Origin of the sequence: Pelistega ratti, assembly GCF_009833965.1 — a bacterium.
Taxonomy (GTDB): Bacteria; Pseudomonadota; Gammaproteobacteria; order Burkholderiales; family Burkholderiaceae_B; genus Taylorella; species Taylorella ratti.
The window spans coordinates 1,953,417-1,978,785 of record NZ_CP047165.1; the positions used below are offsets into that span (position 1 = coordinate 1,953,417).

Genomic DNA, 25,369 nt, shown 5'->3' on the forward strand with positions numbered 1-25,369 from the left:
AACCTAATTATTGAAGTATGAGAAAATAATATGCTGTTTTCTCATACTTTCTTTAAATATAAAATATATTAATAGCATAATAGCATAATAGAATAAGACAGAATAAGGACTATCCATGCGAAGAGAACAGATTCTACTAGAGCGTATGCCACTTGGCTCTCAAGCGTCTATTACGGCATTACATTTTGGTGATGAGTCTCTACCCAAAGTGTATATTCAAGCTAGCCTACACGCAGATGAAATGCCAGGGTCTTTGGCAGCTTATTATTTGCATCAACAGTTTTTACAACTCGAAAAAGAAAATCGTTTAAATGCACATATTGTGCTTGTGCCTCTCTGTAATCCGCTAGGGTTAGGGCAGCTGATAGATTATATGCCTATTGGTCGATTTCATTTGGGGACAGGACAAAACTTTAACCGTTTATTTACCGTACCTTTAAAGCAAAAACTAGAAGAGTACCTTGAGAAAAAAGCCCTTGTATTGTGTCATGATGCACGTAAAAATACGGTTGCTTTACGTGAAGCGATAGGGAATATTTTGGTAGAAATAAAGCCAAATAATGCGGTTCATTCTATGCATCTATCTTTACTACGTCTTTGTTATGATGCAGATATTGTGCTTGATTTACATTGTGATAATATTGCGACTGTTCATCTTTATACCTTACCGAGTACATGGCATGACTTTGAACCTTTGGCTCGTTATTTAGGATCAAAATGTCAGTTATTATCAATGGATTCAGGGGCTGATTCGTTTGATGAAATCCTATCAACACTATGGGTAGGTTTGCAAGAGCGTTATCCTAGTATTCCTATTTCTCAAGCATTGATAAGTGCAACTGTTGAGCTGCGGGGAGAACGTGATTTAAGCCATGAGATGGCACAAAAAGATGCTGAGGGGATTATTCAATTTTTAGCCCATAAGCAGTATATTTCACTTGATAAGGTGTCTGCTTTACCCCCTTTACTTAATCCGCCTCATCCATTGGAGGGCTTATATTATGTACCTTCCCCTTGTTCAGGTATTATCGTCTATCGTGTTGGAGTAGATGAATGGGTTAAGGTAGGACAGCCATTGGTGGATATTGTTGATCCTATTTCACTACATATTACTACAGTCAAAAGTCCTTATGAGGGATATATCTTTGCTTTGAGTGGCGTGCGAGTAGCTCATGCCGAGAATAAGCTATTAAGTATTTCTTGTTCTCATGATATTGGTAGTCAAGGATTGTCGCCTTAGGAGGTGATATTTAGCCCCAATCTGTTGGTATTGGTAGGCTAAGTTTCTAATCTGCTATTTTCCTGTTAATAATATACCTCCTCTACAAATCTATCACTTATCGTTAAACCTATTGTGAAAGTGATATTGTATCTATTGAAAGATGGGAAGATGATTTATAGTTATTTTCAAGAGAGTATAAAGTGTATTACTTAATAGATGAGTAGCAACGTATAACGATATCAATTATTTTAATTAGTGAAATATTAAAAATTATCTGAGTATCTGGAGGTAATTAACCAGGTATCAGTCTTAGTACTTTTGGAAAAATCTGTAAGGAGTAGATGAGTAGTGAAGGAAAACAATTAACCACCTAAGAAAGGTGGTTTTTATTACCTTTTTTCATCATATATCTTGATTCTTGATTAAATGAGGTATAATATTGTATAGACATTGTCATACACTTTAGGAGTATATTATGAGTACAAGCGTTATTGTTCAAGCAAGAGTAAACCCAGAGATTAAAGAAAATGCTTCTGTTGTACTGGAAAGTATAGGTATGAGTTTATCAGATGCCATCCGAATTACTTTAACGGCAATTGCCGAAGAAAAAAGTTTCCCTGTTAAATTCTGTTCCCCTCGAGAAGAGACTTTACTTGCGATTAAAGAGGCACGCGAAAATAAATCAGCAAAACGATATTCTGATTTAAACGCATTAATGGAAGATTTAAATGCGTGATGTAATCTTTACTTCTCGTTTTAAAAAAGACTTTAAACGTGAAAAATCTAGTGTATATAAGTTATTTTTAGAGTCTGATGAGTTTATGGATATTCTAACGCTATTGCGTACAGATACTCCATTAGCTGAGAAGTATTGCGACCATGCAATGAAAGGACAATTTAAAGGGTTAAGAAATTGTCACCTAAGACCTGACCTTGTATTGCTATATGAGTTACCTGATAAAAATACGTTGATATTGGTTCGAATGGGCTCGCATTCACAGTTGGGTATTTAATGCATAGCAGACCTATGTTTTCATCTTTTAATCATAACCGACACTAGGTACTTGGAAAACCATTGAGATGGTACAAAAATATGCTCACTTATCGGCTAATCATTTAGAGGAACATGTGAAAAATGTCACAATTTGGACACATAGCTCATAAATGATAATGGAGGAATAAAAAAGAGACTTTTCTAATTTATTGATTTTATTAGAAAATTTGATGGTGCCCAGGGCCGGAATCGAACCGGCACGCCTTGCGGCGGGGGATTTTGAGTCCCCTGCGTCTACCAATTTCACCACCTGGGCAAATAGGAGTGAATAGGTTGTTAATTATACTATACTTAAATGAAAATATCTTTAAAAATTATTATTTTGAAAAATAAGTAACGATTCCCTTGAAAATAAGATGACCTATCTCTATCTATAAGGACATCTATTTAAAGAGGAATTAATAATGTCAACAACTATGGGTTTTCAAACAGAAGTAAAGCAATTACTTCAGTTAATGATTCATTCACTTTATTCTAATAAAGAAATTTTCCTCCGAGAGCTTGTCTCTAATGCATCAGATGCTTGTGATAAATTGCGATTTAATGCTTTAGATAATCCAGCTTTATTATCGGAAGATAGTGATTTGCGTATTCGTATCAGCTTTGATGAAGCGGCTAAAACAATTACTATTGATGATAATGGTATTGGGATGAGCTATGATGAGGTCATTGCCAATCTGGGTACGATTGCACGTTCAGGAACAAAAGAATTCTTTGCTTCTTTAACAGGAGACCAACAAAAAGATGCGCAATTGATTGGTCAATTTGGTGTAGGTTTTTATTCTGCTTTTATTGTGGCACAAAAAGTGGAAGTCCTTACACGTAAAGCAGGGCTTAATGCAGATCAGGCAGTCCGTTGGGTATCAGAAGGGCAAGGTGAGTTTACAATAGAACAAACAGAAAAAGCGAACAGAGGTACGACCATTACCTTATATGTTAATGAAGAGGGAGAAACATTCTTAAATGAATGGAAATTGCGTGATGTGCTTCGCCGATACTCTGATCATATTTCTATTCCTATTCAGATGGAAAAGAAAGAGGAGGACAAAACAGAATGGGAAGTGGTTAATCAAGCAAATGCTTTATGGACACGTAGTAAAGCAGACATTACTGATGAACAATACAAGGCCTTTTATACGCATTTAAGTCATGATTATGATGAACCACTCGCATGGACACATAACCGTGTAGAGGGACGTAGTGAATATACACAATTATTATATATTCCTAAACATGCTCCCTTTGATCTATGGGATCGTGATGCGAGACGAGGTGTTAAGCTCTATGTTAAACGTGTTTTCATTATGGATGATGCGGAGCAATTATTACCTAGTTACTTACGTTTTGTACGTGGGGTGATTGATTCTTCAGATCTACCACTTAATGTATCACGTGAAATTTTACAAGAAAGCCGAGATGTTAAATTGATCCGTGAGGGGTCTGCAAAACGTGTGCTTGGTATGCTAGAAGATATGGCAGAAAACCGCCCTGAGGATTATGCATTATTCTGGACAGAGTTTGGTCAAGTCCTTAAAGAGGGGCTAGGTGAGGATATGGCAAATCAACAACGGATTGCCAAATTAATTCGTTTCTCTTCTACCTTTGATGATCAGGCAACACAGACGGTGTCATTAGCAGATTATGTTGCTCGTATGAAAGAGGGGCAAGATAAGATTTACTATATGGTTGCCGAAAGTTTTGCCAATGCGAAGAGTAGTCCCCATCTTGAAATCTTCCGCCAAAAAGGTATTGAAGTATTATTGTTATCGGATCGTGTGGATGAGTGGATGCTAACTTACTTTAGAGAGTTTGATGGTAAATCCTTAGTTTCTGTTTCTAAAGGTGGTTTAGATTTAGACCAATTTAGTAATGAAGAAGAGAAAAAGCATCAAGAAGAAGTCACAGAGGCATATAAACCACTAGTAGAACGTTTGCAAGAAACACTTAAAGAGCGTGTAAAAGAAGTTCGTGTAACAACACGCTTGGTGGATTCTCCATCTTGCGTTGTGGTGGGGCAAAATGAATTGAGTCCGCATTTACTAAGAATGTTAAAGCAAGCAGGTCAAGAAGTGCCTGATGTTAAACCTATCTTAGAAATTAATCCTGACCACCCTTTAGTACAAAAAGTGAAGGATTTAACCGATGCAGACTTTACGGATTGGGCGAGTGTATTGCTTGATCAGGCGATGTTAGTAGAGGGTGCTCAAATTGATGACCCTGCTGCTTTTGTGAAAAAATTGAATAAATTATTGATTCAAGCATAAAGTAAATAAACGACTTAGCCAAAAGCCCCTTATCTTTTTAGGTAAGGGGCTTTGTATTTATACGATTATTAGGAAGATATATTAAAAATGCACCGCTATTGGTATATTTTATAGCTGAAATGCAGGGGTTGATGAAATTTAAATTACCGCATTATTGATCACCGAATATAGTTCCATTATTTTAGTGTAAATAAGGTAATTCTCTCCAAGACCAGTGTGCGGATTGACGATAACGATTCCAATCAAAGAAAGGGCCGGGATCTGTTTTTCGATGAGGGGCTATATGTTCATGCCCCCTGACGGCTCGTAAGGGATAACGAGCACGAAGAACAGTGCTTAGTGCCGCTAATTGATGGTATTGTGCATCTGTAAAGGGGGTGTAATCACTTCCCTCTAACTCAATCCCTAATGAGAAATCATTGCACCCATCCATACCATTAAAATGTGATACACCAGCGTGCCATGCTCTTTTTTCTGTACTGACAAATTGTATGATTTCACCATCACGGCGGATAAGAAAATGAGCGGATACACGTAGATGTGCAATCGTTTGAAAATAGGGGTGTTCCTCGCTTATCAACGTATTTGTAAAGAGCTGTTCAATATAAGGCCCACCAAATATACAAGGGGGTAGGCTGATATTATGGATCACTAATAAGATAGGTGCTTGGCGATAAGGACGCTCATTATAATTAGGAGACGGAACTAACCGTACCCCTTGTTGTGGTAGTAACCAACCATGGCGATCTAAATGGAGAGGAGGCGTACTCATCATTGTTGTGTTCCCCTTTTCTCATGATCTGCATTACACCAAATATGACCGTGGCGAATAAGGGCTTCATTTTCAGGTAGGTGGATACCGCAATATTCACATTGAACCATTTTTATGGTCAGTGGATTAGGTTTGGTGGTTGATTGAGGGCGTGGCTGCTTTTTAATACGAAAGAAGTGCCAAACCAGACCTAAAAAAAGGATAAGTAATAAATACTTCATTTAAGCCCCACGGTGTAAAATTTCTTCAAAAATAAGTCGAGTACCTGTATAGGCAAGCATCAGTAAAGCAAATCCTAATAGTGTCCAGCGAAGTGCAATACGTCCTCGCCACCCCCATATGGAACGACCGAGTAAAAGAATACCAAAAATTGTCCATGAAATGAGTGTAAAAAATGTTTTGTGATCATTGGGAAGAAGTTCTCCAGATAATCCCATTGAAACAAACATACCCGTTATGATGGAAATGGATAGCAGTATAAATCCTACCCAAATTAAGCGAAATAGCAAACGCTCTTGCACCAGTAACGGCGGTTGAGCATCCAGTACACGAGATAATAGATTAGGCTTTTGGCTAAAATGCTGAGGGCGATGAAGATAGTTATCTAGGCTTGTCATAATCAGTGCCTGTAATGCCCCTAAAGCAATAAGACTATACGCAAATAAAGAGGTAACCAGATGCACCATAAAGAGTTGTGTATTTAGAAAAATAATCGTGCTTGCTTCTGATGTAGGGATAAGGGCGGCTAATAAACAAATAATAAAAGCAATCGGGAAGAGTAATAAGAAGAAGCCCCCCATTTTTCCGCGGTAGCTCTCTACCCAATATACCATTAAACCTAACCATAGGGTGAATGATAAACCAAGTGTCCAATTCAGGTGAAGTTGATCGCCTGAAAGCATACCAATATGAATGGCAATACCTTGAATAATAATCACAAATAGGAGGAAAGCAGACATAATCAATGGTCGCTTATTTAAATCTTTATTGTTTAATAATGCGAACCAAATTGAGATGCCAAGCCCAAGATAGACCACTGCGGCTAAATAGTGCAATACAATATCGTATGACATAGATAAAACGAGCCCGAAATTAAAAAGGGAATTGTTTACAGTATAACACTTACATTTTACCGAAAAAATATGTTTGATAATTTAACTAATCGTCTTTCTAAAATTATGAAAACCATGCGAGGTGAAGCTCGCTTAACAGAATCCAATACAAAGGATATGTTGCGTGAAGTTCGCATGGCACTTATTGAGGCAGATGTTGCCTTGCCTGTTGTTCGTGAATTTATTGAACGCGTCAAAGATAAAGCGATGGGGCAAGAGGTTGCGAGTAGTTTAAACCCGGGGCAAGCACTTGTTGGCATTGTACATAAAGAATTAACAGCTTTACTAGGGGGCGATTTAGGTGAATTTGCGTCTGAGTTATCACTTGCTACCCAACCACCAGCAATTATTTTGATGGCAGGCTTACAAGGGGCAGGTAAAACAACGACAACAGGTAAGTTAGCTAAATTATTAAAAGATGCTCAGATTAAGCAACAAGGGCGTAAGATAAATACCAAAAAAGTTTTGGTGGTGAGTGCTGACGTTTATCGTCCTGCAGCGATTGAACAATTAAAAACAGTGGCTGAACAAGTGGGAGTGGATTTTTTCCCATCTGATCCTACACAAAAGCCTAAAGAGATTGCGATATCAGCACTAGATTATGCAAAACGTCATTTTTATGATGTTTTACTCGTGGATACAGCAGGTCGTCTAGGAATTGATGAAGCCATGATGAAAGAGATTGCGGAGTTGCATCAAGTGCTGAATCCTATAGAGACACTTTTTGTGGTAGATGCGATGCAAGGGCAAGATGCAGTCAATGTTGCTAAGGCTTTCTCTGAAGCATTACCGCTAACAGGGGTTGTACTCACGAAATTAGATGGTGATGCACGTGGGGGGGCGGCATTATCCGTTCGTCATATTACAGGAAAACCGCTTAAATTTATCGGGGTTTCAGAGAAAATTGATGGTTTAGAACCCTTTTACCCTGATCGTATGGCACAACGTGTTCTTGGTATGGGTGATATTGTTTCGCTTGTAGAGCAAGTGCAGAGCAATATTGATATGGCTGAAGCCGAAAAAATGGCGAAAAAGCTAAAAAGCGGTGATAAATTTGATTTAAATGACTTTTTAGAACAGCTACAGCAAGTTAAGAAAATGGGCAGTATGAGTAGTTTATTAGAAAAACTCCCCGGACAATTTGCACAAGCTGCCAGTCAATTACAAGATGGCGCAGCTGAAAAGCAATTACGCCGAACAGAGGGTATTATTCATTCTATGACTCCACTAGAGCGCCGTAAACCTGATATTATTAATGGGAAGCGTAAACAACGTATTGCCGCAGGTGCTGGTGTACCAGTACAAGAAGTAAACCGCCTTTTAAAACAATTTGATCAAATGCAAGGAATGATGAAACAATTTAAAAAAGGTGGTATGGGTAAACTCATGCGTGGTATGGGGGCATTAAAAAATATGGGTGGTTTTAGTGGCTTCGGAAGAAAGCATTAAGATAGTAACTTAATCTAAGTTGCTATTTAATAAATATTATTTAAATATAAACTATATTATTAATGATTGATATAGGTATAAAGCTCACCAAGGTGAGCTTTATTTATGAAGAAGAGGTTTAGTATTCGTAAAAATAATGTCTATATCAGCTAGGAAATATTACTTTCTATCTAAAGCAAAAGCACCAGGACCTGTAAATACAAATAAAAAGAATACGACAGAAAATAAGATGGCTAATTCACCGCTATTGAGTATAGGCATACCAATACTACCGTTGGCGGCATGAATAAAGAAATAAGCATAAGCCATTTGACCCGATAGAATAAAAGCGACTGGGCGAGTAAATAAACCAAGTGCTAATAAGATACTTCCCACAATTTCTAAAATACCCGCAAATCCAAAGATAGAAAATAAGGCTACAGGGCCATGACCATTTGTCATTGACATAGGATATTCTGTAAATTTAGCAATACCATGCCAGATAAATAAATAGGCAGTAATAAGACGTAAAAGTGTGAGTGCATAAGGGGCATACTGATTTAAGCGGTTATCCATAGCGTGGTTCTTTAAAAAATAATAAATGAGTGGAAGTATTGTACAGAAAAAAGGAAAAGAATAACGTGATTATGTATTGAAATGTGCTTTCCTATAAAGGAATGTATATTCAAGAGGGTAGAAAGTTCATTATATTCAGTTAAGGTATATGACTATAATTTTTGTATTTCCATTTTATAATTTTAATTTGTTAAATTGGGAAGAAAAATATATATCCAAAAGAGAGGGAAAATAAGATGAAAAAAGACGAGTTATTTATTGAAAGTATTATTTAGTCCGAACTCGTTTCACAAGTAAAGCGAACAGAGGAGATAATAAAAAAATACTTTTTTCTTAATGAAAGGGAGAAAAAAATAGCGCTTTATTTTATAAAATCATCCGTTATTGACTGTCTAGGAAAACTCTTTGGAATAATAGATGGTGTAAGCCCTTTAAGTGGTTTATCTGAAAATGATAAAATTAAATTACTGATTAACGATAAAGAAATACAAGGTGATTTACATGATATTTTTAATGAAAAAACAGATTCCTTCCTAAATGAATTAAATAATGACCTATTGAAATAACTAGTATGACAAACAAAGGTAACAAAGCAAATCAAATTGCTAAAGAGGTAGGTATTCAAGCCGAGTTAGTAAAAAAGTTCCGATGTATTTGTTAGACATCCAAAAACTAGAGAACTAATTCCAATTCAAGGTACATTTAAAGTAATAGGAGTTCGCTAAATGAGTAATTTTATCTTATATGATTATGCTGCTTTATTATCAGCTAACCCTAATAAGTGGTGGCAAGATTATATTATCAATTCAACAAATATTTTGTTTAAATTTTTATATAAGGAAAATTTAATATCCGTATTTCCTTTTGATGAAAATGGAAATGTTATAGAAAATTTTATATTAAATAGTTGTGATGTTGATAGTGCATGTATTGAGTTATTTCGAAAAAGTGTCCCTAATTGGAGAAAGGCTCACGATCGTGGAACACCTATTGAAAAGATCACTATTCTAGAAAAAGGGCTAGCCAAAATTAGAACTGCTAATAGTTTAAAGTAATAAAATCTTAATGGTAGACAAATTGGCTAATACAATCAGTGTATATCTGTAGGAATTTCAGTAGAAGTGAGCGACCAGACGCATTAACTGATTTCTATAAAACAACAGGAGGCAAATACGCTGAAGCTACTAGTGCTTTTTAAGCAACATCCAAACTTGAGGTAAATAGTATGATTATTGGTTATGAATTAAACGGAATAGACAACCACTCTTATTTTTTTGATAATGCGCCTAATAATATTTTTTGTAATATTTGTGGGAGCTGTATAGATAGAAAATATTTGGAAATTTTAATGAGTTATTAACAACTAAATATGTAAATGACCTAAGATCTCAAACCATAGATTTTATAAAAGCTAGTAATATTATTTCTTGTAGAGGGTAAAATTATGAATAACGAATATTACAGCGATGTTGTTGAATATGATCAAAACTATTTAGGGCGTATAGGCGGAAATATTCCAGAGTCACTAATTTCAATGGTAAGTACAGAGTATTATTTTTATGCAACCCTACCATATCCAAACAAAGAAAGAATAATGTTTTCTATTTTTACACCTAAAAATTTTGAAGTAATGAATGATAAAAATATTTACCCTGACTGTTCGATTAAAGTTATAACACATGTATTCAGTCCAGAAAGTCTAGAACCATTATTTAATAATCCAGACCTAACTCGCATGTCTATCACCAGCTATAGTACATTAGAAAGTAACTATTATTCTGTACGAGAAGAGAACCAAAAAAATTTTGATTTTGGTGATGACTTTGAAGAGTTAGATGAACCATATCATTCTATTGTTATTGGAAGAAAACCGATGCTGATTCAAGAAGATGATATATATACGTATGCCCTCAATAAAGATGACTATACATTCTTTATGCAAATTGATGAATCAGGAATGCCTAGTGATTTATTTAGGAAAAATTATATTTTTGGGTATGGTGCATTGTATTTGTATATGAATCCTAAGAAAGAAATTATTGCGGGATTTTGGCAAAATTAATACCTGTTCACAAAAAAGCAGTGATGCTGTCTGTAGGTTTTAAAACTTTAGTAATGTAGATTTATTCTATACCTAGAGAAATACAAAATAAAATACACAATAGGATTGAAATTATGACTAAAAAGAAATTAGATAAAAAACAAGCAATAGAGGATTTTGACTTATTTTTATTCCACATTGATGACTATCTAGATGAATTAGTTGAAAAAGCTGAAAAGTAAGGTTTTAATTTGGATTATTCTTTAGAGAGTCTTATTGATTTGGCAAAATATATAAGAAAAAATAAGATTATTAATGACTGACATCATATTGCTGATTTTGCAAATTGTTAGGTCTATTTAGGTGAAGTTTTTAGAAAAAAGGCAGAAAATTCGTATTGGACAGTTGGAATTGATGATATAAAAAATATGAATTATGGTTTATATTTTCTAACTGGTTACGATGAGGAAATGTCAGAGTTTATTCCTATTCTTTATGTAAATAATTTTACATTAAGTAGTATAGAAGATTTAGATAATAAATTTTTTTATGAACTTATTGAGTTTGAGCTAAATCCAGTTATACCAGATTTCGATGATTTTCCCCAATAATTAGAAATGTAGCAAATAACTATGAAACAAATATATCTAAGAGAAGTGTATCTCAATCCTAATATGAATTTTAATTTAAACTTTAAATTTATTAAATTTTTAAGAGAAAAACTAAATGAATTTATTTATATTGAAAAGATTCCCTATAGAAAAGGATTTAAAACCGATACTTCGGATTATTCTCTGACATTAAATATAAATTGTCATGATAAAGAATTTGAAGTAACTGGACCAACTATCTATAGAAAAGACAAAGAAATTGATTCCTATTTAAACATACCGTATAAAGAAATTAGTGATGTAAAAGAACAGGCTATTTATCTATTAAATTATTTAGAGTTGGGATTAAACAAAATATTACTAGATGATGCCTTTAAATATGATTTAAAGAATACTTTTTCTAAAATTAACCACGAGGTTGTATCTATTGATGATTCTAGTGAATTATTGATACCATTTAAGTCTTACGAGGGGGAATTGTAATACTATAAATATGATGCAGTCGAATTTCAAAAGAATATCCGCAACAGCACCTACGCATTGAATCGCTGTGGGACGGTAACCAAATCGCCTACACCTAAATATTTAAAAATGATCCAAAATGAGGAACTACAAAATGTCGGAAATAGTATTAAATTTTATTAAGAAATCTAGACCAAAATTAAAATGTGGCGATGTTTTTTATTATCATATTGATAATAAATTCTATTATGAAACCAATTATACTGATTTTAATGTAGATAGGTTTAAAGAAAAAATAATCCTCCGAGATATAATTGCACCTCCTATTATCATAAATAAAAGAGCATGGACTCAGGGTTATTTTTGTAGTTATACCAACATAAACTTATCTTTTATGAAAGATATCCTAAGTGATTGTCGTTTTGCCTATTTTGATGAATTATATGATGTTAATTACAAAATAAAAGATGATCTTCCTGATTTAAAATTAGTTGGGAAAATTGGTTTATTCGGATACGAAGGAGTTCAATATCTTATTCAAATAGGGCTAGGGTTATATATTGATAAGGAAGAAATAAACTTTACTTATCGTCAATATCGGGATCTTGAAAAATATATAAAAGGACGTGAAATTCCTTATTGGTACTATAATGCTATCGGACAAGCTAAAATAAAACCTTGAATTTTTATCTCTGATAGAGAAAAAGCTAGTTTGTTAGCGTTTGAAAAACTGGAGATATAAAGATGGCTTTATTGTGTAGGTTTTATAGGAATTTATCTTAGGTACTAAAGAATAAAAAAGTAAGCTGTACTAGTTTAATATCTAGAACTAGATAAGAATTAGCAAGAGATATAACTCTTATGAGAGAAGGAAAATTGGATAGTGTAGAGTGGGTATTTACAAGAAGCCCAACAACAGGGAAAATAGGTCCTACAGCCACTCTAGAAAGCAAGTTAAATAAATTTGGCATACCTATAATATACAGGTGATTAAATGAATGATATAAAAAAAATTTTATTACAAGAAGGATATCAGCAGATAAATAGAACTAATAACTTTTATAAGTTAAATAATGATTTTTATATGGTTGTTTATCTTCAACGAAAATCAGATGGGAGTTTGTATTTTTTTAATGTTGGCATTCATCCAATGTTTCTATTTGATAGTACAAATGATGTTATTGAAGAAGTTGATTGTGCGCTAAGAACTAGAATTGGAATGTTGAGCGTTGTTGAATCAGAGCGAAAAGAAAATTTAAGTAAATTATTAAATGATTTACATCAATTTTCTACTCATTATTCAAACTATAAATCTATTTTTATTAGCCATAATCCTAATGATTTAACCTCCGAAGATAAAATCTTAAATGAATTCTCAATAACACAGGTGAATTTGTGTAAATTATATGTTGAGTATTATGATTTTTTAAATAATAAAGATACAGCATTGCTCTTCGCAAATTATGGGTTATCTATTGCACCTAAACTTGCAGTAATCCCTAAAAAGTTTTTTAAAGAATATATTAGGCTATATACTCAATTTGAAAATGAGTAAAAATCTACCCTAATTACTAGACTATATCCACAATGACTTTCTGACTTACAAATCATTTCATACTTATTTGATGAGTATTGTTACTTCTTTCCCGCTGATTTTATCATTTTGCCCAATTAAAATAATCCTTTGGGAAAAAAATTATCTTGTCAATTTCTTCAACACCTACATCAATATTAAGTAGTAATGCCAATACCGCACTTTCAAATGACCAATAGCCGAAAAATAATTTCCCCTTATTGCTTCGATGGTAATCATACCAATAGGTATCTTTATTACTCTTATACCAACTTTTAAGATACTTTTTCAGCAATTCCCTTTTTTTATTTGCATCTGCTTCAATCATTTCGGGAATTAAAGGGTAAACGGATTTCGGGAAAAGGGCTTTTTCTTCAACTTGCACTTGCCCTTGATAACCCACTAAATCTAAAAAGGCTTTCATCGGTTTATCCACAAAAGGCAAATCAGTATGTTCATCTTCCGAACCAATCCATGTAGGAATAATTTGAAGATATTCTGGACTATCCGATAACACGGCTAAACTTAATAGCCAAAGGATATAAATATAACTGTCTGCTTCCCATAAATATAATTTTTCTTTGGGAAAATCTTGACTAAAATGTTTTTCAAAGCGAGCTAACATAGATTTTGTTTCTTCTGTAATCTCGTTCATCTCAATACCAGCAGAATATTTTAGCTGCATAAATTCTAAATGATTAGAAATTTGTCGCCAACTTAATCCTCTATAATAAACATAAACCGCTTCTTCCCCTCTATTTTGGATATATTCAGGTGGAATAATGGAGAAAACATCTTCTTCTTTATCTTCTAAGAAATAAGGATATAGATAGTTAAATTTTTCTTCTGTTATAAAAGCGGTTCGTTTTTTTATTTCAAATTCACTCATTTGTAATCCTCTCTGTTTTTGATAGTTTTTATCTTTATCGATATTAAGAAAAAAAGCTATGCTTAATAAATAAGGAATTAAACATAGCCTTTTATGGTTGTATATAGTATAAATTCCTATACTTTTTTAAATACAACATCCCATGAATGATGTCCTAGTCTAAATCCTCGTGTTTCAAATTTAGTCTGAGGACGATAATCAGGTTTAGGGGCAAAGCCTTCTGCGGTATTTTCTAATAAAGGCTCTTCACTAAGTACCGCTAACATTTGCTCTGCATAATTTTCCCAGTCTGTGGCACAGTGAATATATCCTCCCTTTTTTAACCGTTGGGCAAGGAGATGCACAAAAGGTGCTTGAATTAAGCGGCGCTTATGATGACGCTTTTTAGGCCAAGGATCGGGAAAATAAATATGGATACCAGCTAGGCTGTCTAGTGGAATCATATGGTTAATGACATCAACGGCATCATGCTGGATAATGCGAACATTATTTAATTGGCTATTCTCAATACGATTAAGCATAGCACCAACACCCGCATTAAAAACTTCTACCCCTAAGAAGTTTTCTTCATGACGTAACTGGGCTATTTTTTCAGTGGTTTCACCCATACCAAAGCCAATTTCTAGTATGGTAGGGGCATGACGCTGAAATACCGTATCAAAATGAAGCAATTCTGCGTGATATGGTATTGCCCATTTTTGCATTAGGGTATCAAGTGCTTGTTGTTGCCCCGGCGTAATATGTGCTCGGCGGTGTACAAAGCTACGAATTCGACCAAAGTTAGGGTGCTGATGTGTAGAGGATTCGGTTTCCTGTAAATTTTTATCGTCAACAGCAGAGGTGGTTCCCTGAAGTTCTTTACTCATATTATTTACCCTTAACGTACTCGCATACCCGGTGTTGCCCCTGTAAATGGCTCAAGTACATAGATACCGGGGTTGTTTTTCTCGTCTGCATCACTAGCTGCCAATACCATTCCTTCTGAAATACCGAATTTCATTTTGCGTGGGGCAAGATTGGCGACCATTACAGTGAGTTTACCAATCAGATCCTCAGGTTTATACATAGATTTAATACCAGAGAAAACATTACGGTAACGACCTTCTCCAACATCTAAAGTGAGTTGAAGTAGTTTGTCAGAGCCTTCTACATAGCTACAGTCAATGATTTTAGCGATACGCAAATCAATTTTAGCAAAATCGTCAATTTTGATGGTATCGGCTATCGCTTCACCACCCGGTTTGGGTGTTTCTACAATAGGAGCAGGTGCTTCTAATAAAGCATCAACTTGTTTTTCATCGACACGTTGCATGAGATGTTTAAATGGTGCAATATGACGAGGAAGATCCGTGGCATCAGACCATATAAAGGTACGGTTAATGCCAAAAAGCTCTTGTGCAATACGCTCAGATAAAGCAGGTAATACTGGACTTAATGCAACAGAGAGTGCTTTAAACCCAGCAATAGCACGAGAACAAATATCTTGTAACTGTGCTTTTGTTGCTTCATCTGCTGTACTGATGCCTTTAGCGAGTACCCATGGTTGTGCTTGGTCAAAGGCTTGATTCACACGATCTGCATAAGCCATAGCGGTACGGATAGCACGGCTATATTCTCTGGCTTCTAAATCGTTGCTAACGCTTTGAATAAGGGTATCAATCTCTTGTTGTAAAGCGTGTTCATCACCGATATAGGCAAGTTGTCCGCTAAAGTGTTTGCTGATAAAGTTGGCGGCACGACTGGCAATATTAATGTATTTTCCAATTAAGTCTGCATTAACACGTGCGATAAAATCATCAGGGTTAAAATCAACGTCTTCTACTTTGGCATTTAGTTTGGCTGCAATATAATAGCGCATCCATTCTGGGTTCATACCAATATCGAGATAGCGTAAAGGAGAGATACCTGTTCCGCGGCTTTTTGACATTTTTTCACCGCTGACAGTAATAAAACCATGTGCACATAATTGATCGGGTGTTTTGCGACCAGAGAATTTCAGCATGGCAGGCCAGAATAGGGCATGGAAATAGGTAATATCTTTACCGATAAAGTGAATTTGTTCTGTATCGCCATTGGGATCTAATAAAGCATCAAAATCAATCCCTTTTTTATCACAATAGGCTTTGAGTGAAGCCAGATACCCTACAGGTGCATCTAACCATACATAGAAGTATTTACCTGTTTCTCCCGGAATTTCTATGCCAAAGTAAGGGGCATCACGCGAAATATCCCAATCATTAAGGTTATTGTTCTCAATACTTTCCCCTAACCATTCACGCGTTTTACCAAGAACTTCACTTTGTAAGTGTGCATACCCAAATTTACTACTGCCTTGTGTCCATTCATGAAGGAATTGAACGCAACGAGGATCTGAAAGGTTAAAGAAAAAATGTTCAGATGTTTTTAAAACAGGGGTTGCATTCGTAAGGGTAGAGTAGGGATTAATTAAATCGGTTGGTGCATAAACAGAACTGCATACCTCACAAGAGTCACCATATTGGTCCTTAGCATGACAGGTAGGGCATTCTCCCTTGATATAGCGATCAGGAAGGAACATTCCTTTTACTGGATCATAAAACTGTTCAATGGTACGTTGGCTAATAAGCCCATTTTTTTTGAGACTAGTGTAAATAGCACCTGATAATTCGATATTTTCTTTGCTATGCGTGCTATGCCAATGGTCAAATTTGATATGAAAACCATTTAAATAAGTAGGGCGTTCTGCCGCAATACGGCTAACCAGTGCTTCGGGTGTAATGCCTTCTTTTTCTGCTTTTAGCATAATAGGAGCGCCATGAGCATCATCTGCTCCTACAAAATGTACGGTATGACCTGACATACGCATGGCTCTTACCCAAATATCTGCTTGAATATATTCCATAATATGACCAATATGGAAAGAACCGTTTGCATAAGGAAGTGCTGTAGTAACAAAGATAGTACGCGTCATCATGAATAATTTGGTAAAAAAGTAATGTGTTATTGTAAACGAAAAAAGCTCTCTGGTAGAGAGCTTTCTTTTATTATAAGGAATAAGTATAAAGGGATAAAGGTTTATTTTATCTCTCTAATCTCGGCATCACTCACTTCTTGTTGTGGGCGGCGACTATAATTAGGTTGCTGGAAGCGAGCATTAAATTTTGAACGTGTTTGCTGGGCTCTTGCACGTGATTGTTGCCAATAGGAAGCAGCAGAAAATTGTTTCCCTCTAAAAAGACTCATAAAGTACATAGCAATAAGGGTAAAAAGCCCAAACACCAACAATAAAAAAGCAATACCAAGACCGACTAATGTTAGTATAATAAATAAGACACCTCGGAATAAATTGCTTAAAAAATCCATAAAAAACTCCAGTGTTATTAGGGTGTTTAAGGACAGATGGCATTAAACACGTTATGATTAACCAATTTTAACACCTACTTTACTGTATTATGTCAGCAACTCTCAATTCAACACATATTCTTGAACAATTAAAAGTTATCAAAGATCCTTTAATTGGAGAAGTCATTGGTCATAACATTAAAGCCAGTGATATTCATATTACGGGTACATCAGTGGCTATTCAGTTTGACTTAGGTTATTACCTTAGTACAGAAGAACAGCAAGATATACAGAAACAATGTATTGAATGTTTATCACCTTTAGGCATCAGTCAAGTCAATGTCAGTTTTATAGGTGGTGTACAAATACATAAAGTTCAAGATGGTTTAAAACCAATTGAAACGATTAAAAATATTATTGCGGTTGCCTCTGGTAAGGGGGGAGTCGGTAAAAGTACGACTTCAGTTAATTTGGCCGTTGCTTTAGCTCAATCAGGTGCGAGAGTGGGTATATTGGATGCGGATATTTATGGCCCATCCCAACCCTTACTATTAGGGGTTAAAGGTAAGCCAGAACTCAATGCAAAACAACATATGATTCCACCTAAAGCACATGGTGTTTGGGTCAATTCGTTTGGTTTTTTAGTAGAAGAAAATCGTGCTGCTATCTGGCGTGGTCCTATGGTTGTACAGGCAATGAATCAATTATTGAGTTTAACTGAATGGCCTGATTTAGATTATCTCATTGTCGATATGCCACCAGGGACAGGGGATATTGCATTAAGTCTTGCCCAGAAAGTACCCGTAGTAGGGGCTGTGATTGTAACAACCCCTCAGGATATTGCGCTGCTAGATGTCCGTAAGGGAGTGTCTATGTTCCAAACGGTCAATGTTCCTGTCTTAGGAATTGTGGAAAATATGAGTGTTCATATTTGTAGCCAATGTGGTCATGCTGAACATATTTTTGGTCAGGATGGGGGTAAAGCATTAGCAGAAAGCCAATCTATTGATTATTTAGGTGGTTTGCCCCTAGATATTAAAGTACGTGAACAGTCTGATGGTGGCGTACCTATTGTTGCAGCAGATCCTCAATCAAAAATTAGCCTTATTTATCGACAAATGGCTCGTCGATTAGCGTTGAATATTGCATCTTTACAAAAGGATACTACCCATAAATTCCCACCCATTGTCATAAAGCGTTAAAATTAGGCATTACCTTGGTATAGTGATATACCACTGATTAAATGTTTACTTTTTATTGACTTTGAATGCATACGCTTCGTCTCTTATTTTTTTTATGTTTATTTGGTGTGCCGATACTCTCATTGGCACAAGCAGCAGAGGAACTCCCTAAAAATGTAAAGCCTGAAGTGGTGATTGATCCGAGTGGTCTTTCACCCGATACGTTGGTTGCTGTACAGAAAGGTATTTCAGCGATTGTTCGTCAAGCAGATGATCAAGATGCTGGAGAAGCAGAAAGGATTCGCCGTAAAGGGCGGGATGCCGTTATTTCTGCTTTGGCAACCAAAGGTTACTTTTCCCCTGAAGTAACCTTAGAGGTAGGGGAAGATATTGGTGGTGATACATGGGATATTTCTATTGAGCCGGGTGAGGTATCTAAGGTTAGTTCTGTTAATAATATCTTTTTTGGTCGTATTACCGAGCCAGCTTATACCGATAGGGTTGAGGCATTACGCCAGTCATGGGGATTACCTGTTGGTGAAGATTTTATTAATGAGAAATGGAGCAATTCCAAAACGGCTTTGCTAGATAAGACACAAGAAAAAGATTTTTATCTTGCCAGAATGACACAAACACAGGCAGTCGTCAATCCTGCGACAGCAACAGTAGAAACAACGACTATTGTGGATAGTGGGCCAAGTGTGACATTAGGTCATGTGGAAGTAATTGGATTACGACGTGTACCACTTAGCTTAATTCACCGCTATATTCAATATACTCCTGGTATTCGGTATGATCAGGATCAAATTGATGAATGGCAATCTAAACTTCAATCGACTAATTTTTTTAGGGGTGTTTTTATCCATCCCAAAATACCGAGTGGTGAAGCGATTTATTCAGAAGCAACGGCACAACTACCTTTGCAGGTGCGTGTAACAGAAGCACCAGCCAAAACGATTACAGGCTCTTTGGCGGTGGATGATTCTGTCGGACTTCGGGCAGAGGCGGTTTATCATCATCAAGTGGTATGGGGTAAGCCTATTACTTTAGAAGCTGGTGCAGGGGCAGATATTGAAACACAGCGTGCATACCTTGATTTTTATTTACCCCCTAATCAAAATGGTTCGGTTGATAGCTTTGGGTTGATGTTACGCCATTCCGATATTAATGATGAAGAGGTTTATCGATTAGGGATTGGTTGGCGACGTAAGCGAGAGTTTAAATTAGACCCCAATAGCCGTGTTGAATTTGAAAATAGCTGGGCTGCGATGTTTAATTATGATAGGGTAAGACGTAAAGATGATCCTTTACACCCTGATTTTATATTGCCAGCACCTGTATTAACTTATGATATTTTGCGCCGAGATGTGGATGATAAATATAATCCTAGATCAGGTAATCTTATTGCTTTAGGTGTGGGTGTTGGTAGAAATCTTAATCAGCACAAAAATTTCTACCGAGCAGCAGCAAGAACACAAGTATGGTTTCCTGTGGGTAAACGGGATATTATTACGGCAAGAGTCGAAGTGGGTAAAGTTTGGGCAGATGAAGATGCCTTATTCCCTGATGATTTTGGTTATCGTACAGGGGGGGCAAGAACTATCCGTGGCTATAAGTATTATGGAATTGGTGATAGAGCAGGGCGTGCCATTATTGGTACAAGGGCTTTAGCCGTGGGTAGTGTTGAGTATATGCGCTACTTTAATGATACTTTGGGTATGGGCGTCTTTGTGGATGTGGGTGATGCTGCACCTTCTTTCCGAGAAATGAGTATGCATATAGGATATGGGGTAGGTGCTTTAATTAAAACACCTGTTGGCCCACTTAACTTAGATTTAGCTTACGGACAAAAAGATAGACGAATTCGTTTGCATTTTTCATTAGGGATTGCGTTTTAAATGAGTGGATTAACGCGAAGTTTAAAAATATTGGGAAAGTCGTTTTTTTTCCTTTTATTGTTATTGTTGCTTATTCTTATTTGGATAATTAGTTCAGCATCAGGGACTAGCGTTTTATTCAAACATATCCTACCCCATGTGGGGATCCAAACTGAAAATGTACGTGGCTCACTTATGAGCGGAGTACAGGTTGAAAAGTTTGCTCTTAAACTATCATCTGTAGAAGTATATATTGATAATATTGATTTAAAAGTACAGTTGCAAGATTTATTAACGCGTACAGTCTATGCTAAAAATCTAGCGGTAGATAATGTAGAGGTACGTTTATTACCGAGTACTGAGGCAAAAGAAACGGTGAGTAGTTCCTCAGATACTTTATTCCCTCAGTTACCTATTAATCTGAAAGCAGATAAGGTTGCGTTAGGTCATTTCTCTTTATTACAGGCTAATGCAGAGGCACTACCTATTACATTTTCTCAATTAGAGGCAAATGATTTTGTGTGGAATCAGCAAGTTGCTAGGCTTGATTTAGTTAATTTAAATACACATCATAAAGAGGCAGATAGTCAGCTTAAAGGGTATATTGAATTTAGTGATATTACACAAAATAATCTACCGTTAAATATACAGCTATCAACACAACATAGTACACAAAATCCACAATCTTTCCTTTGTATGAGTTTGCCAAAACCTGTTACAGAGATGTTAGATGATGCCAGTTGTGCTTTAGATCTACAAATCGTGGCAAAAGGTAATCTGGATGCATTAGATCTAACACTTGATGGAAATGGCAAGGATATCACGATACAGGGTCAAACTTTACTCAGTCTATCGGATATTATTCCTGTTCATACTTTGCAAGCGGATATTGCTATCCAGAATGTTGCCAATATTAAGGCAAATGCACAGTTACAAAAGGATAGTACGGCTAATCGACAGTTAGTAGCGGATATTGTGGTTCGCCAAGCTAATTTAAATGGAGTCATGCCTAAGTCGCAGCTGAATGCGGATATTCATTTACAAGCAAATAGTCCTTCAACAACGCAATTAGATACCTTAAATACGCAGGTTAATATTCATGATGGTAGTCTTTGGAATGGAGAAGTTACCAAGGGTACAGTAGATTTGGGGTTAGATTTTAAAGAAGTTTTTTCAGTAGAGAATGCACAAACTCTTTTAGAAAATCTTCATATTCATAAAGCAGATATTGATTTATCACTTGGGAAAAATACCCTTAAAACAGAGGGACGTTTAGGGCATGAAGATGATATATTTTCTTTGAAGGCTCAATTCCCTACACTATCCACTATTTATCAAGGTATTGGGGAGTCTGCATCCGCTGAGATATATGCCAAAGGGGCATTAAGCAAACATCAGTTAAATGCCACAGTAGGCTATACGCCCGGGAAAACACAAGATTTTGGGAGTGCTCCTATTACGGTAGTGCTAGAAATGCAAAATCGATTAAAAAATTTATTGCAAGATTTTCAATGGGATGCAGAGATTGTTGCATTAAATGCTCAACATAAAGATTATCGTTTAGACTTAGAAGATAATTTGGCATTGAGTTTTCAAACGGGAGATATGCTTAAATGGTCTCTAGGTAAGACTACTTTTTCACTACGCCCACCGCAAGGAAAAACGGCTAATATTGTCCATTATGCGTCTTCTCAGGAGGGGGATAGGATTACTTCTTCGGGAGAGGCTCAGAATATTACCTTTGAAAAGAGTATTTATAATGCCACTTGGGATATTCAGCAACAAGCGGACTTACAAGCAGGAATAACTATTCATCGACAAGGTGAGCAAACCTTAGGTTTACAAGCAAATCCATTGGCGAATATTCGTCAATTAGTCGTTAAGGCAAACTCAACAGGACAGCGTTATCATTTAACAGCAGAAGGAGAGGGGGAAAATACAGTTATCCATGCTATTGTAGATGCTAATATGGATAAACCATTAGTGCTTGATAAAGCTGATTTTAATATTACCTTATCAGATGGTACCCAATTAGTGGGGAATGCAGTTATTCAACCTACTGAAAATCAGCAGGGGGATTTGATTGATATTGATCTTCAGGCTCAAAAATTGGTACTGAATAAATGGACAACAATCCCTTTAGTGTTTAACGGTAAGATTAAAGCGAATGCCCATCTTTCTCAACAGCAATCCTTGGTAGATGTTAAGGTAAATGCTACTGTTGATGAGGGTAGTACATGGAATAAGCAAAAATTACAAGGAAAGATGGATGTTCTTATTAAACAAAAATCACCTGAAGTGCTTACTGCACAGCATTATGAGCCATCTGAAAAGTTGGTAACACGTTTTAATCCTAACCTTTATCATATTGAACAATTAGATACAGATATTCGTTTAGGGCAGTCTTTATTATTTACTAAAGGAAGTTTTGGGCAGGAGGGGGATACCTTATTGCTAGATGTTCAGTTGCCTAAATTTGCTGATATTGACCCCATATTAAACGGAGGATTAATGGCAAAAGGAACGCTATCAGGATCTATGCAAAATCACCTAGTAGATGTATCAGCAGAGTATGCTCTAACAGGGCAAGTCAGTGCAAAAAGTAGTGATTTAATTCGAGCCAGTGTGAAAGCAGAGGGTGGTTGGCAGACCTTGTCTGATCAGAAAAATGGTTGGTCAGGGCGTATCCAAACACTTGATGGTAGTTATGAAGGTTATCAACTGAATCAACAAAAAACACTTGATTTAACCGTTATTCCGATGGGTGAAAATGATCTGCCAGAGTGGAAAGTGGGTGAAACCATTTGGCGAGTTTACTTAACCCCTAAAGATTTTGTTGATATTCAGCAGCTTGGTTCTACAGGACAAAACGGTCAATGGACAACGAAAGGGGCTATCCATGGTTTTGTATTTAATCAGCGCTTGATTGATACCTTAAACAAGTTTATGCAGGCAACAGAAAGTAATAACGGTATTGTTATTCGTAACCAACATAAAGTGTCTGTCCCTAATCTTGTTTTTGATGTGGATTGGGATTTGGCATTTAATAAAGCACTAAAAGGAACAGCAAATATTGTTCGGCGATCTGGGGATTTTATTGTTCCTCTCCAACAACAGCAACTGGTACTTGGTTTAGAAAACCTAGCTCTTCATTTAACCACAGAGCCTAAAGGGGCTGAAAATAGTCTTATTCATGCGCAATTAATTGTGGATACTAAGGAAAAAGGAGATGCGCAGCTCACATTACAATCTATGCTGAAAGGGCTTAATCCTGACTTGAAAGGAGGGACACAACTCTCTGCTAAAGGGGGAATTAAGGATATTGCTTGGGCTTCTGTTTTTACGAATGATTTATTGTCTTTAGGGGGAGCGGTTAATTTTGATCTTGCATTAAAATCAACACCTCAAGGGAAATGGGTATCATCTGGTTTTTTAAATGGAGAGAAGTTAAGAATTGTTGAGGGTGAAAATGGTGTGCGTCTCTTAAATGGTACATTAGAAGCAAGTTTTCATGATTCAACTGTCCGTGTGAATAAGCTCCATTTCCCTGGTATTATTCGTGTTACACCAAATGAGTGGCGTACACGTCAATGGATTGAAGAAAATCCACCTGCTCAAAATGGTAGTCTTGATATTACTGCAGAATGGGATATTGATAAGTCAAAAGGTTTTGTAAAAACAGTGTTAGATCATTATCCTATTGTACAGCGATCAGATCGTTTTGCCATGATGAGTGGGGCTGTGGATATGGATATTGATTTACCTAAAATTAAGTTGGATGGTAAAGTAACGGCTGATGCAGGTTGGGCAAGTATTGACATTAGTGAAACAGCGCCTAGTGTTGATGGTGATGTGATTGTTCTTAAACCAAATCAGGTGCAATTAGATGCAGCACAATCCAATACGTCAAATCAATTAGATATGCGTTTAACCGTTGATTTAGGCCCTCGATTTTACCTAGTGGGTATGGGGCTAAACTCAGGGCTTATTGGAGCGATTACATTAGTACAGGAAAAGGGACGTTTAACGGCAGAGGGACAGTTTAGAACGCGTGGTGGTGCAATTGAGGCTTATGGTCAGCGACTACAAATTGCAAGAGGGGAAATTGATTTTAGTGGCAATATTGCTAACCCTTCTTTAAATATTGAGGCAATTAGACGAGGACAAGAGGTAGAGGCAGGCTTGCGTGTACAGGGAACTGCCAAGAAACCGAAGATTGTGCTTGTTTCTTATCCTGATGTAAGTGATGTAGAAAAGTTATCCTGGTTAATTATGGGGCGAGGGCCTGATAGTAGTGGGGCAGACTTGGCTTTACTTTTTTCTGTGGGTAGTTCATTAATTGGTGGTAATTCAGAACCTCTTTATAAGCGAGTGGGTATTGATGAGATTGGTGTTCGTTCGGGAGGGGTTGGTGATACGGATAATATTCTACCTGATAGAACGGTGGCAGATAGCACTGCCTATAAGGGATCTGATGAGGCGAATCAGCTTTTCTATGCGACTAAAAAATTTGGTGAAAATTGGCGAGTGAGTGTAGAGCAAGCCTTGACAGGTACGGGTACGGTAGTTAGGGGTAGTTATAATCTGATGAAATATTTAACGGTGGATTTAAAATTTGGTACGTTAAATGGTTTAGAGTTGGTGTATAGACGTATTTTTAAAGATTAATATAAAACTTGTTAAAGTTATAAGGTATTTGAGTAGCAACGTAAATGAAAGGCGGTAAAAGCACTGCAAATAGTGTTAAATCGCTCGAGCAGTTTCTCGCTTTGCTCGAAAAACTCGCTTAGTTAATCACTATTTCTCCGTGCTTTTATAAAACCTTATTAAGGATAATTTGCATATCAAAAAATAGATAGATTTTAAAAAATAGTTTGATGACTTTTTATAAAAATTCGTTAAGGGTTATTAAGGTATTTGAGTAGCAACGTAAATGAAAGGCGATAAAAGCACTGCAAATAGTGTTAAGTCGCTCGAGCAGTTTCT

22 protein-coding genes and 1 tRNA gene are annotated in these 25,369 nt (G+C 36.2%); 14 read left to right on the forward strand and 9 right to left on the reverse strand.

The features are described from left to right. Positions 1 to 115 precede the first annotated feature (115 nt). From F9B76_RS08545 to F9B76_RS08555, 3 genes are all read left to right on the forward strand, one after another. On the forward strand, positions 116 to 1,240 hold the full coding sequence (locus F9B76_RS08545; protein ID WP_159991739.1) for a succinylglutamate desuccinylase/aspartoacylase family protein: 1,125 nt from the start codon (positions 116 to 118) through the stop codon (positions 1,238 to 1,240). 457 nt (positions 1,241 to 1,697) lie between these two features. After that, positions 1,698 to 1,958, forward strand: coding sequence for a type II toxin-antitoxin system RelB/DinJ family antitoxin (locus F9B76_RS08550; protein ID WP_159991740.1), 261 nt, complete (start codon positions 1,698 to 1,700; stop codon positions 1,956 to 1,958). After that, positions 1,951 to 2,235 (forward strand): type II toxin-antitoxin system RelE/ParE family toxin, encoded by a 285-nt coding sequence (locus F9B76_RS08555; protein WP_159991741.1) that lies wholly within the window; start codon positions 1,951 to 1,953, stop codon positions 2,233 to 2,235. Before F9B76_RS08550 ends, F9B76_RS08555 begins: the two co-directional genes overlap by 8 nt. A 212-nt stretch (positions 2,236 to 2,447) precedes the next feature. On the opposite strand, the gene F9B76_RS08560 is transcribed toward F9B76_RS08555, so the two are convergent. Further along, a tRNA-Leu gene (locus F9B76_RS08560) sits at positions 2,448 to 2,532 on the reverse strand. A gap of 148 nt (positions 2,533 to 2,680) precedes the next feature. Here F9B76_RS08560 and htpG point away from each other — a divergent pair. After that, positions 2,681 to 4,540 carry a molecular chaperone HtpG gene (htpG, locus tag F9B76_RS08565; protein ID WP_159991742.1) on the forward strand — a complete coding sequence of 620 codons (1,860 nt, stop codon included), beginning with the start codon at positions 2,681 to 2,683 and terminating at the stop codon, positions 4,538 to 4,540. 181 nt (positions 4,541 to 4,721) lie between these two features. On the opposite strand, the gene ampD is transcribed toward htpG, so the two are convergent. The 3 genes from ampD to F9B76_RS08580 are packed head-to-tail and all read right to left on the reverse strand — an operon-like array spanning position 4,722 to position 6,385. Then, a complete protein-coding gene (gene ampD / locus F9B76_RS08570) occupies positions 4,722 to 5,315 on the reverse strand; it encodes a 1,6-anhydro-N-acetylmuramyl-L-alanine amidase AmpD (protein ID WP_243140633.1) in 594 nt (197 codons plus the stop codon). Then, a complete protein-coding gene (locus tag F9B76_RS08575; protein WP_159991743.1) occupies positions 5,312 to 5,533 on the reverse strand; it encodes a PP0621 family protein in 222 nt (73 codons plus the stop codon). The genes ampD and F9B76_RS08575 overlap by 4 nt, the downstream gene beginning before the upstream one ends. Next, positions 5,534 to 6,385 (reverse strand): cytochrome C assembly family protein, encoded by an 852-nt coding sequence (locus F9B76_RS08580; protein WP_159991744.1) that lies wholly within the window; start codon positions 6,383 to 6,385, stop codon positions 5,534 to 5,536. A 69-nt stretch (positions 6,386 to 6,454) separates the two neighbouring features. Between F9B76_RS08580 and ffh the strand changes: the two genes are divergently transcribed. After that, a complete protein-coding gene (ffh, locus tag F9B76_RS08585) occupies positions 6,455 to 7,873 on the forward strand; it encodes a signal recognition particle protein (protein ID WP_159991745.1) in 1,419 nt (472 codons plus the stop codon). A 159-nt stretch (positions 7,874 to 8,032) separates the two neighbouring features. Here the strand turns inward: ffh and F9B76_RS08590 are convergent, their stop codons facing one another. Beyond that, positions 8,033 to 8,428 (reverse strand): DoxX family protein, encoded by a 396-nt coding sequence (locus tag F9B76_RS08590; RefSeq protein ID WP_159991746.1) that lies wholly within the window; start codon positions 8,426 to 8,428, stop codon positions 8,033 to 8,035. 725 nt (positions 8,429 to 9,153) lie between these two features. On the opposite strand from F9B76_RS08590, the gene F9B76_RS08595 reads away from it, so the two are divergent. The 6 genes from F9B76_RS08595 to F9B76_RS08620 all read left to right on the forward strand — a co-directional run bounded on the left by F9B76_RS08595 (position 9,154) and on the right by F9B76_RS08620 (position 13,097). Continuing rightward, positions 9,154 to 9,483 (forward strand): DNA polymerase III, encoded by a 330-nt coding sequence (locus tag F9B76_RS08595; protein ID WP_159991747.1) that lies wholly within the window; start codon positions 9,154 to 9,156, stop codon positions 9,481 to 9,483. Between the two features lie 389 nt (positions 9,484 to 9,872). Next, entirely contained in the window at positions 9,873 to 10,490 is a 618-nt protein-coding gene (locus tag F9B76_RS08600) for a hypothetical protein (protein WP_159991748.1), read from the forward strand. 407 nt (positions 10,491 to 10,897) lie between these two features. Continuing rightward, positions 10,898 to 11,080 carry a hypothetical protein gene (locus F9B76_RS10295; protein WP_207708266.1) on the forward strand — a complete coding sequence of 61 codons (183 nt, stop codon included), beginning with the start codon at positions 10,898 to 10,900 and terminating at the stop codon, positions 11,078 to 11,080. 21 nt (positions 11,081 to 11,101) lie between these two features. Further along, positions 11,102 to 11,563: a hypothetical protein gene (locus tag F9B76_RS08610; RefSeq protein ID WP_159991749.1), complete on the forward strand. Its 462-nt coding sequence runs from the start codon at positions 11,102 to 11,104 to the stop codon at positions 11,561 to 11,563. Positions 11,564 to 11,696: 133 nt separating this feature from the next. Then, positions 11,697 to 12,224, forward strand: coding sequence for a hypothetical protein (locus F9B76_RS08615; RefSeq protein WP_159991750.1), 528 nt, complete (start codon positions 11,697 to 11,699; stop codon positions 12,222 to 12,224). A 312-nt stretch (positions 12,225 to 12,536) separates the two neighbouring features. Then, on the forward strand, positions 12,537 to 13,097 hold the full coding sequence (locus tag F9B76_RS08620) for a DUF4304 domain-containing protein (RefSeq protein ID WP_159991751.1): 561 nt from the start codon (positions 12,537 to 12,539) through the stop codon (positions 13,095 to 13,097). Positions 13,098 to 13,200: 103 nt separating this feature from the next. On the opposite strand, the gene F9B76_RS08625 is transcribed toward F9B76_RS08620, so the two are convergent. The 4 genes from F9B76_RS08625 to F9B76_RS08640 form a co-directional block, all read right to left on the reverse strand. Beyond that, positions 13,201 to 14,004 (reverse strand): PoNe immunity protein domain-containing protein, encoded by an 804-nt coding sequence (locus tag F9B76_RS08625; protein ID WP_159991752.1) that lies wholly within the window; start codon positions 14,002 to 14,004, stop codon positions 13,201 to 13,203. A gap of 116 nt (positions 14,005 to 14,120) precedes the next feature. Next, the gene (gene trmB / locus F9B76_RS08630; protein ID WP_159991753.1) at positions 14,121 to 14,870 is read right to left on the reverse strand and encodes a tRNA (guanosine(46)-N7)-methyltransferase TrmB; all 750 of its coding nucleotides are present in this window, start codon (positions 14,868 to 14,870) and stop codon (positions 14,121 to 14,123) included. An 11-nt stretch (positions 14,871 to 14,881) separates the two neighbouring features. Beyond that, positions 14,882 to 16,954 (reverse strand): methionine--tRNA ligase, encoded by a 2,073-nt coding sequence (gene metG / locus F9B76_RS08635; protein ID WP_159992172.1) that lies wholly within the window; start codon positions 16,952 to 16,954, stop codon positions 14,882 to 14,884. Between the two features lie 104 nt (positions 16,955 to 17,058). Further along, on the reverse strand, positions 17,059 to 17,346 hold the full coding sequence (locus F9B76_RS08640; protein WP_159991754.1) for a hypothetical protein: 288 nt from the start codon (positions 17,344 to 17,346) through the stop codon (positions 17,059 to 17,061). 89 nt (positions 17,347 to 17,435) lie between these two features. On the opposite strand from F9B76_RS08640, the gene apbC reads away from it, so the two are divergent. From apbC to F9B76_RS08655, 3 genes are all read left to right on the forward strand, one after another. Further along, positions 17,436 to 18,527: an iron-sulfur cluster carrier protein ApbC gene (gene apbC, locus F9B76_RS08645; protein WP_159991755.1), complete on the forward strand. Its 1,092-nt coding sequence runs from the start codon at positions 17,436 to 17,438 to the stop codon at positions 18,525 to 18,527. A gap of 65 nt (positions 18,528 to 18,592) precedes the next feature. After that, positions 18,593 to 20,404 (forward strand): autotransporter assembly complex protein TamA, encoded by a 1,812-nt coding sequence (locus tag F9B76_RS08650; RefSeq protein WP_159991756.1) that lies wholly within the window; start codon positions 18,593 to 18,595, stop codon positions 20,402 to 20,404. A gap of 174 nt (positions 20,405 to 20,578) precedes the next feature. Further along, positions 20,579 to 25,051 carry a translocation/assembly module TamB domain-containing protein gene (locus F9B76_RS08655; protein ID WP_159991757.1) on the forward strand — a complete coding sequence of 1,491 codons (4,473 nt, stop codon included), beginning with the start codon at positions 20,579 to 20,581 and terminating at the stop codon, positions 25,049 to 25,051. The last annotated feature ends 318 nt before the right edge of the window (positions 25,052 to 25,369 follow it).

Bases quoted from the DNA above. Each gene is read 5' to 3' on its own strand.
- F9B76_RS08545 (WP_159991739.1), top strand. From the start codon at position 116: ATGCGAAGAGAACAGATTCTACTAGAGCGTATGCCACTTGGCTCTCAA.
- F9B76_RS08550 (WP_159991740.1), top strand. From the start codon at position 1,698: ATGAGTACAAGCGTTATTGTTCAAGCAAGAGTAAACCCAGAGATTAAA.
- F9B76_RS08555 (WP_159991741.1), top strand. From the start codon at position 1,951: ATGCGTGATGTAATCTTTACTTCTCGTTTTAAAAAAGACTTTAAACGT.
- htpG (WP_159991742.1), top strand. From the start codon at position 2,681: ATGTCAACAACTATGGGTTTTCAAACAGAAGTAAAGCAATTACTTCAG.
- ampD (WP_243140633.1), bottom strand. From the start codon at position 5,315: ATGATGAGTACGCCTCCTCTCCATTTAGATCGCCATGGTTGGTTACTA.
- F9B76_RS08575 (WP_159991743.1), bottom strand. From the start codon at position 5,533: ATGAAGTATTTATTACTTATCCTTTTTTTAGGTCTGGTTTGGCACTTC.
- F9B76_RS08580 (WP_159991744.1), bottom strand. From the start codon at position 6,385: ATGTCATACGATATTGTATTGCACTATTTAGCCGCAGTGGTCTATCTT.
- ffh (WP_159991745.1), top strand. From the start codon at position 6,455: ATGTTTGATAATTTAACTAATCGTCTTTCTAAAATTATGAAAACCATG.
- F9B76_RS08590 (WP_159991746.1), bottom strand. From the start codon at position 8,428: ATGGATAACCGCTTAAATCAGTATGCCCCTTATGCACTCACACTTTTA.
- F9B76_RS08595 (WP_159991747.1), top strand. From the start codon at position 9,154: ATGAGTAATTTTATCTTATATGATTATGCTGCTTTATTATCAGCTAAC.
- F9B76_RS08600 (WP_159991748.1), top strand. From the start codon at position 9,873: ATGAATAACGAATATTACAGCGATGTTGTTGAATATGATCAAAACTAT.
- F9B76_RS10295 (WP_207708266.1), top strand. From the start codon at position 10,898: ATGAATTATGGTTTATATTTTCTAACTGGTTACGATGAGGAAATGTCA.
- F9B76_RS08610 (WP_159991749.1), top strand. From the start codon at position 11,102: ATGAAACAAATATATCTAAGAGAAGTGTATCTCAATCCTAATATGAAT.
- F9B76_RS08615 (WP_159991750.1), top strand. From the start codon at position 11,697: ATGTCGGAAATAGTATTAAATTTTATTAAGAAATCTAGACCAAAATTA.
- F9B76_RS08620 (WP_159991751.1), top strand. From the start codon at position 12,537: ATGAATGATATAAAAAAAATTTTATTACAAGAAGGATATCAGCAGATA.
- F9B76_RS08625 (WP_159991752.1), bottom strand. From the start codon at position 14,004: ATGAGTGAATTTGAAATAAAAAAACGAACCGCTTTTATAACAGAAGAA.
- trmB (WP_159991753.1), bottom strand. From the start codon at position 14,870: ATGAGTAAAGAACTTCAGGGAACCACCTCTGCTGTTGACGATAAAAAT.
- metG (WP_159992172.1), bottom strand. From the start codon at position 16,954: ATGACGCGTACTATCTTTGTTACTACAGCACTTCCTTATGCAAACGGT.
- F9B76_RS08640 (WP_159991754.1), bottom strand. From the start codon at position 17,346: ATGGATTTTTTAAGCAATTTATTCCGAGGTGTCTTATTTATTATACTA.
- apbC (WP_159991755.1), top strand. From the start codon at position 17,436: ATGTCAGCAACTCTCAATTCAACACATATTCTTGAACAATTAAAAGTT.
- F9B76_RS08650 (WP_159991756.1), top strand. From the start codon at position 18,593: ATGCATACGCTTCGTCTCTTATTTTTTTTATGTTTATTTGGTGTGCCG.
- F9B76_RS08655 (WP_159991757.1), top strand. From the start codon at position 20,579: ATGAGCGGAGTACAGGTTGAAAAGTTTGCTCTTAAACTATCATCTGTA.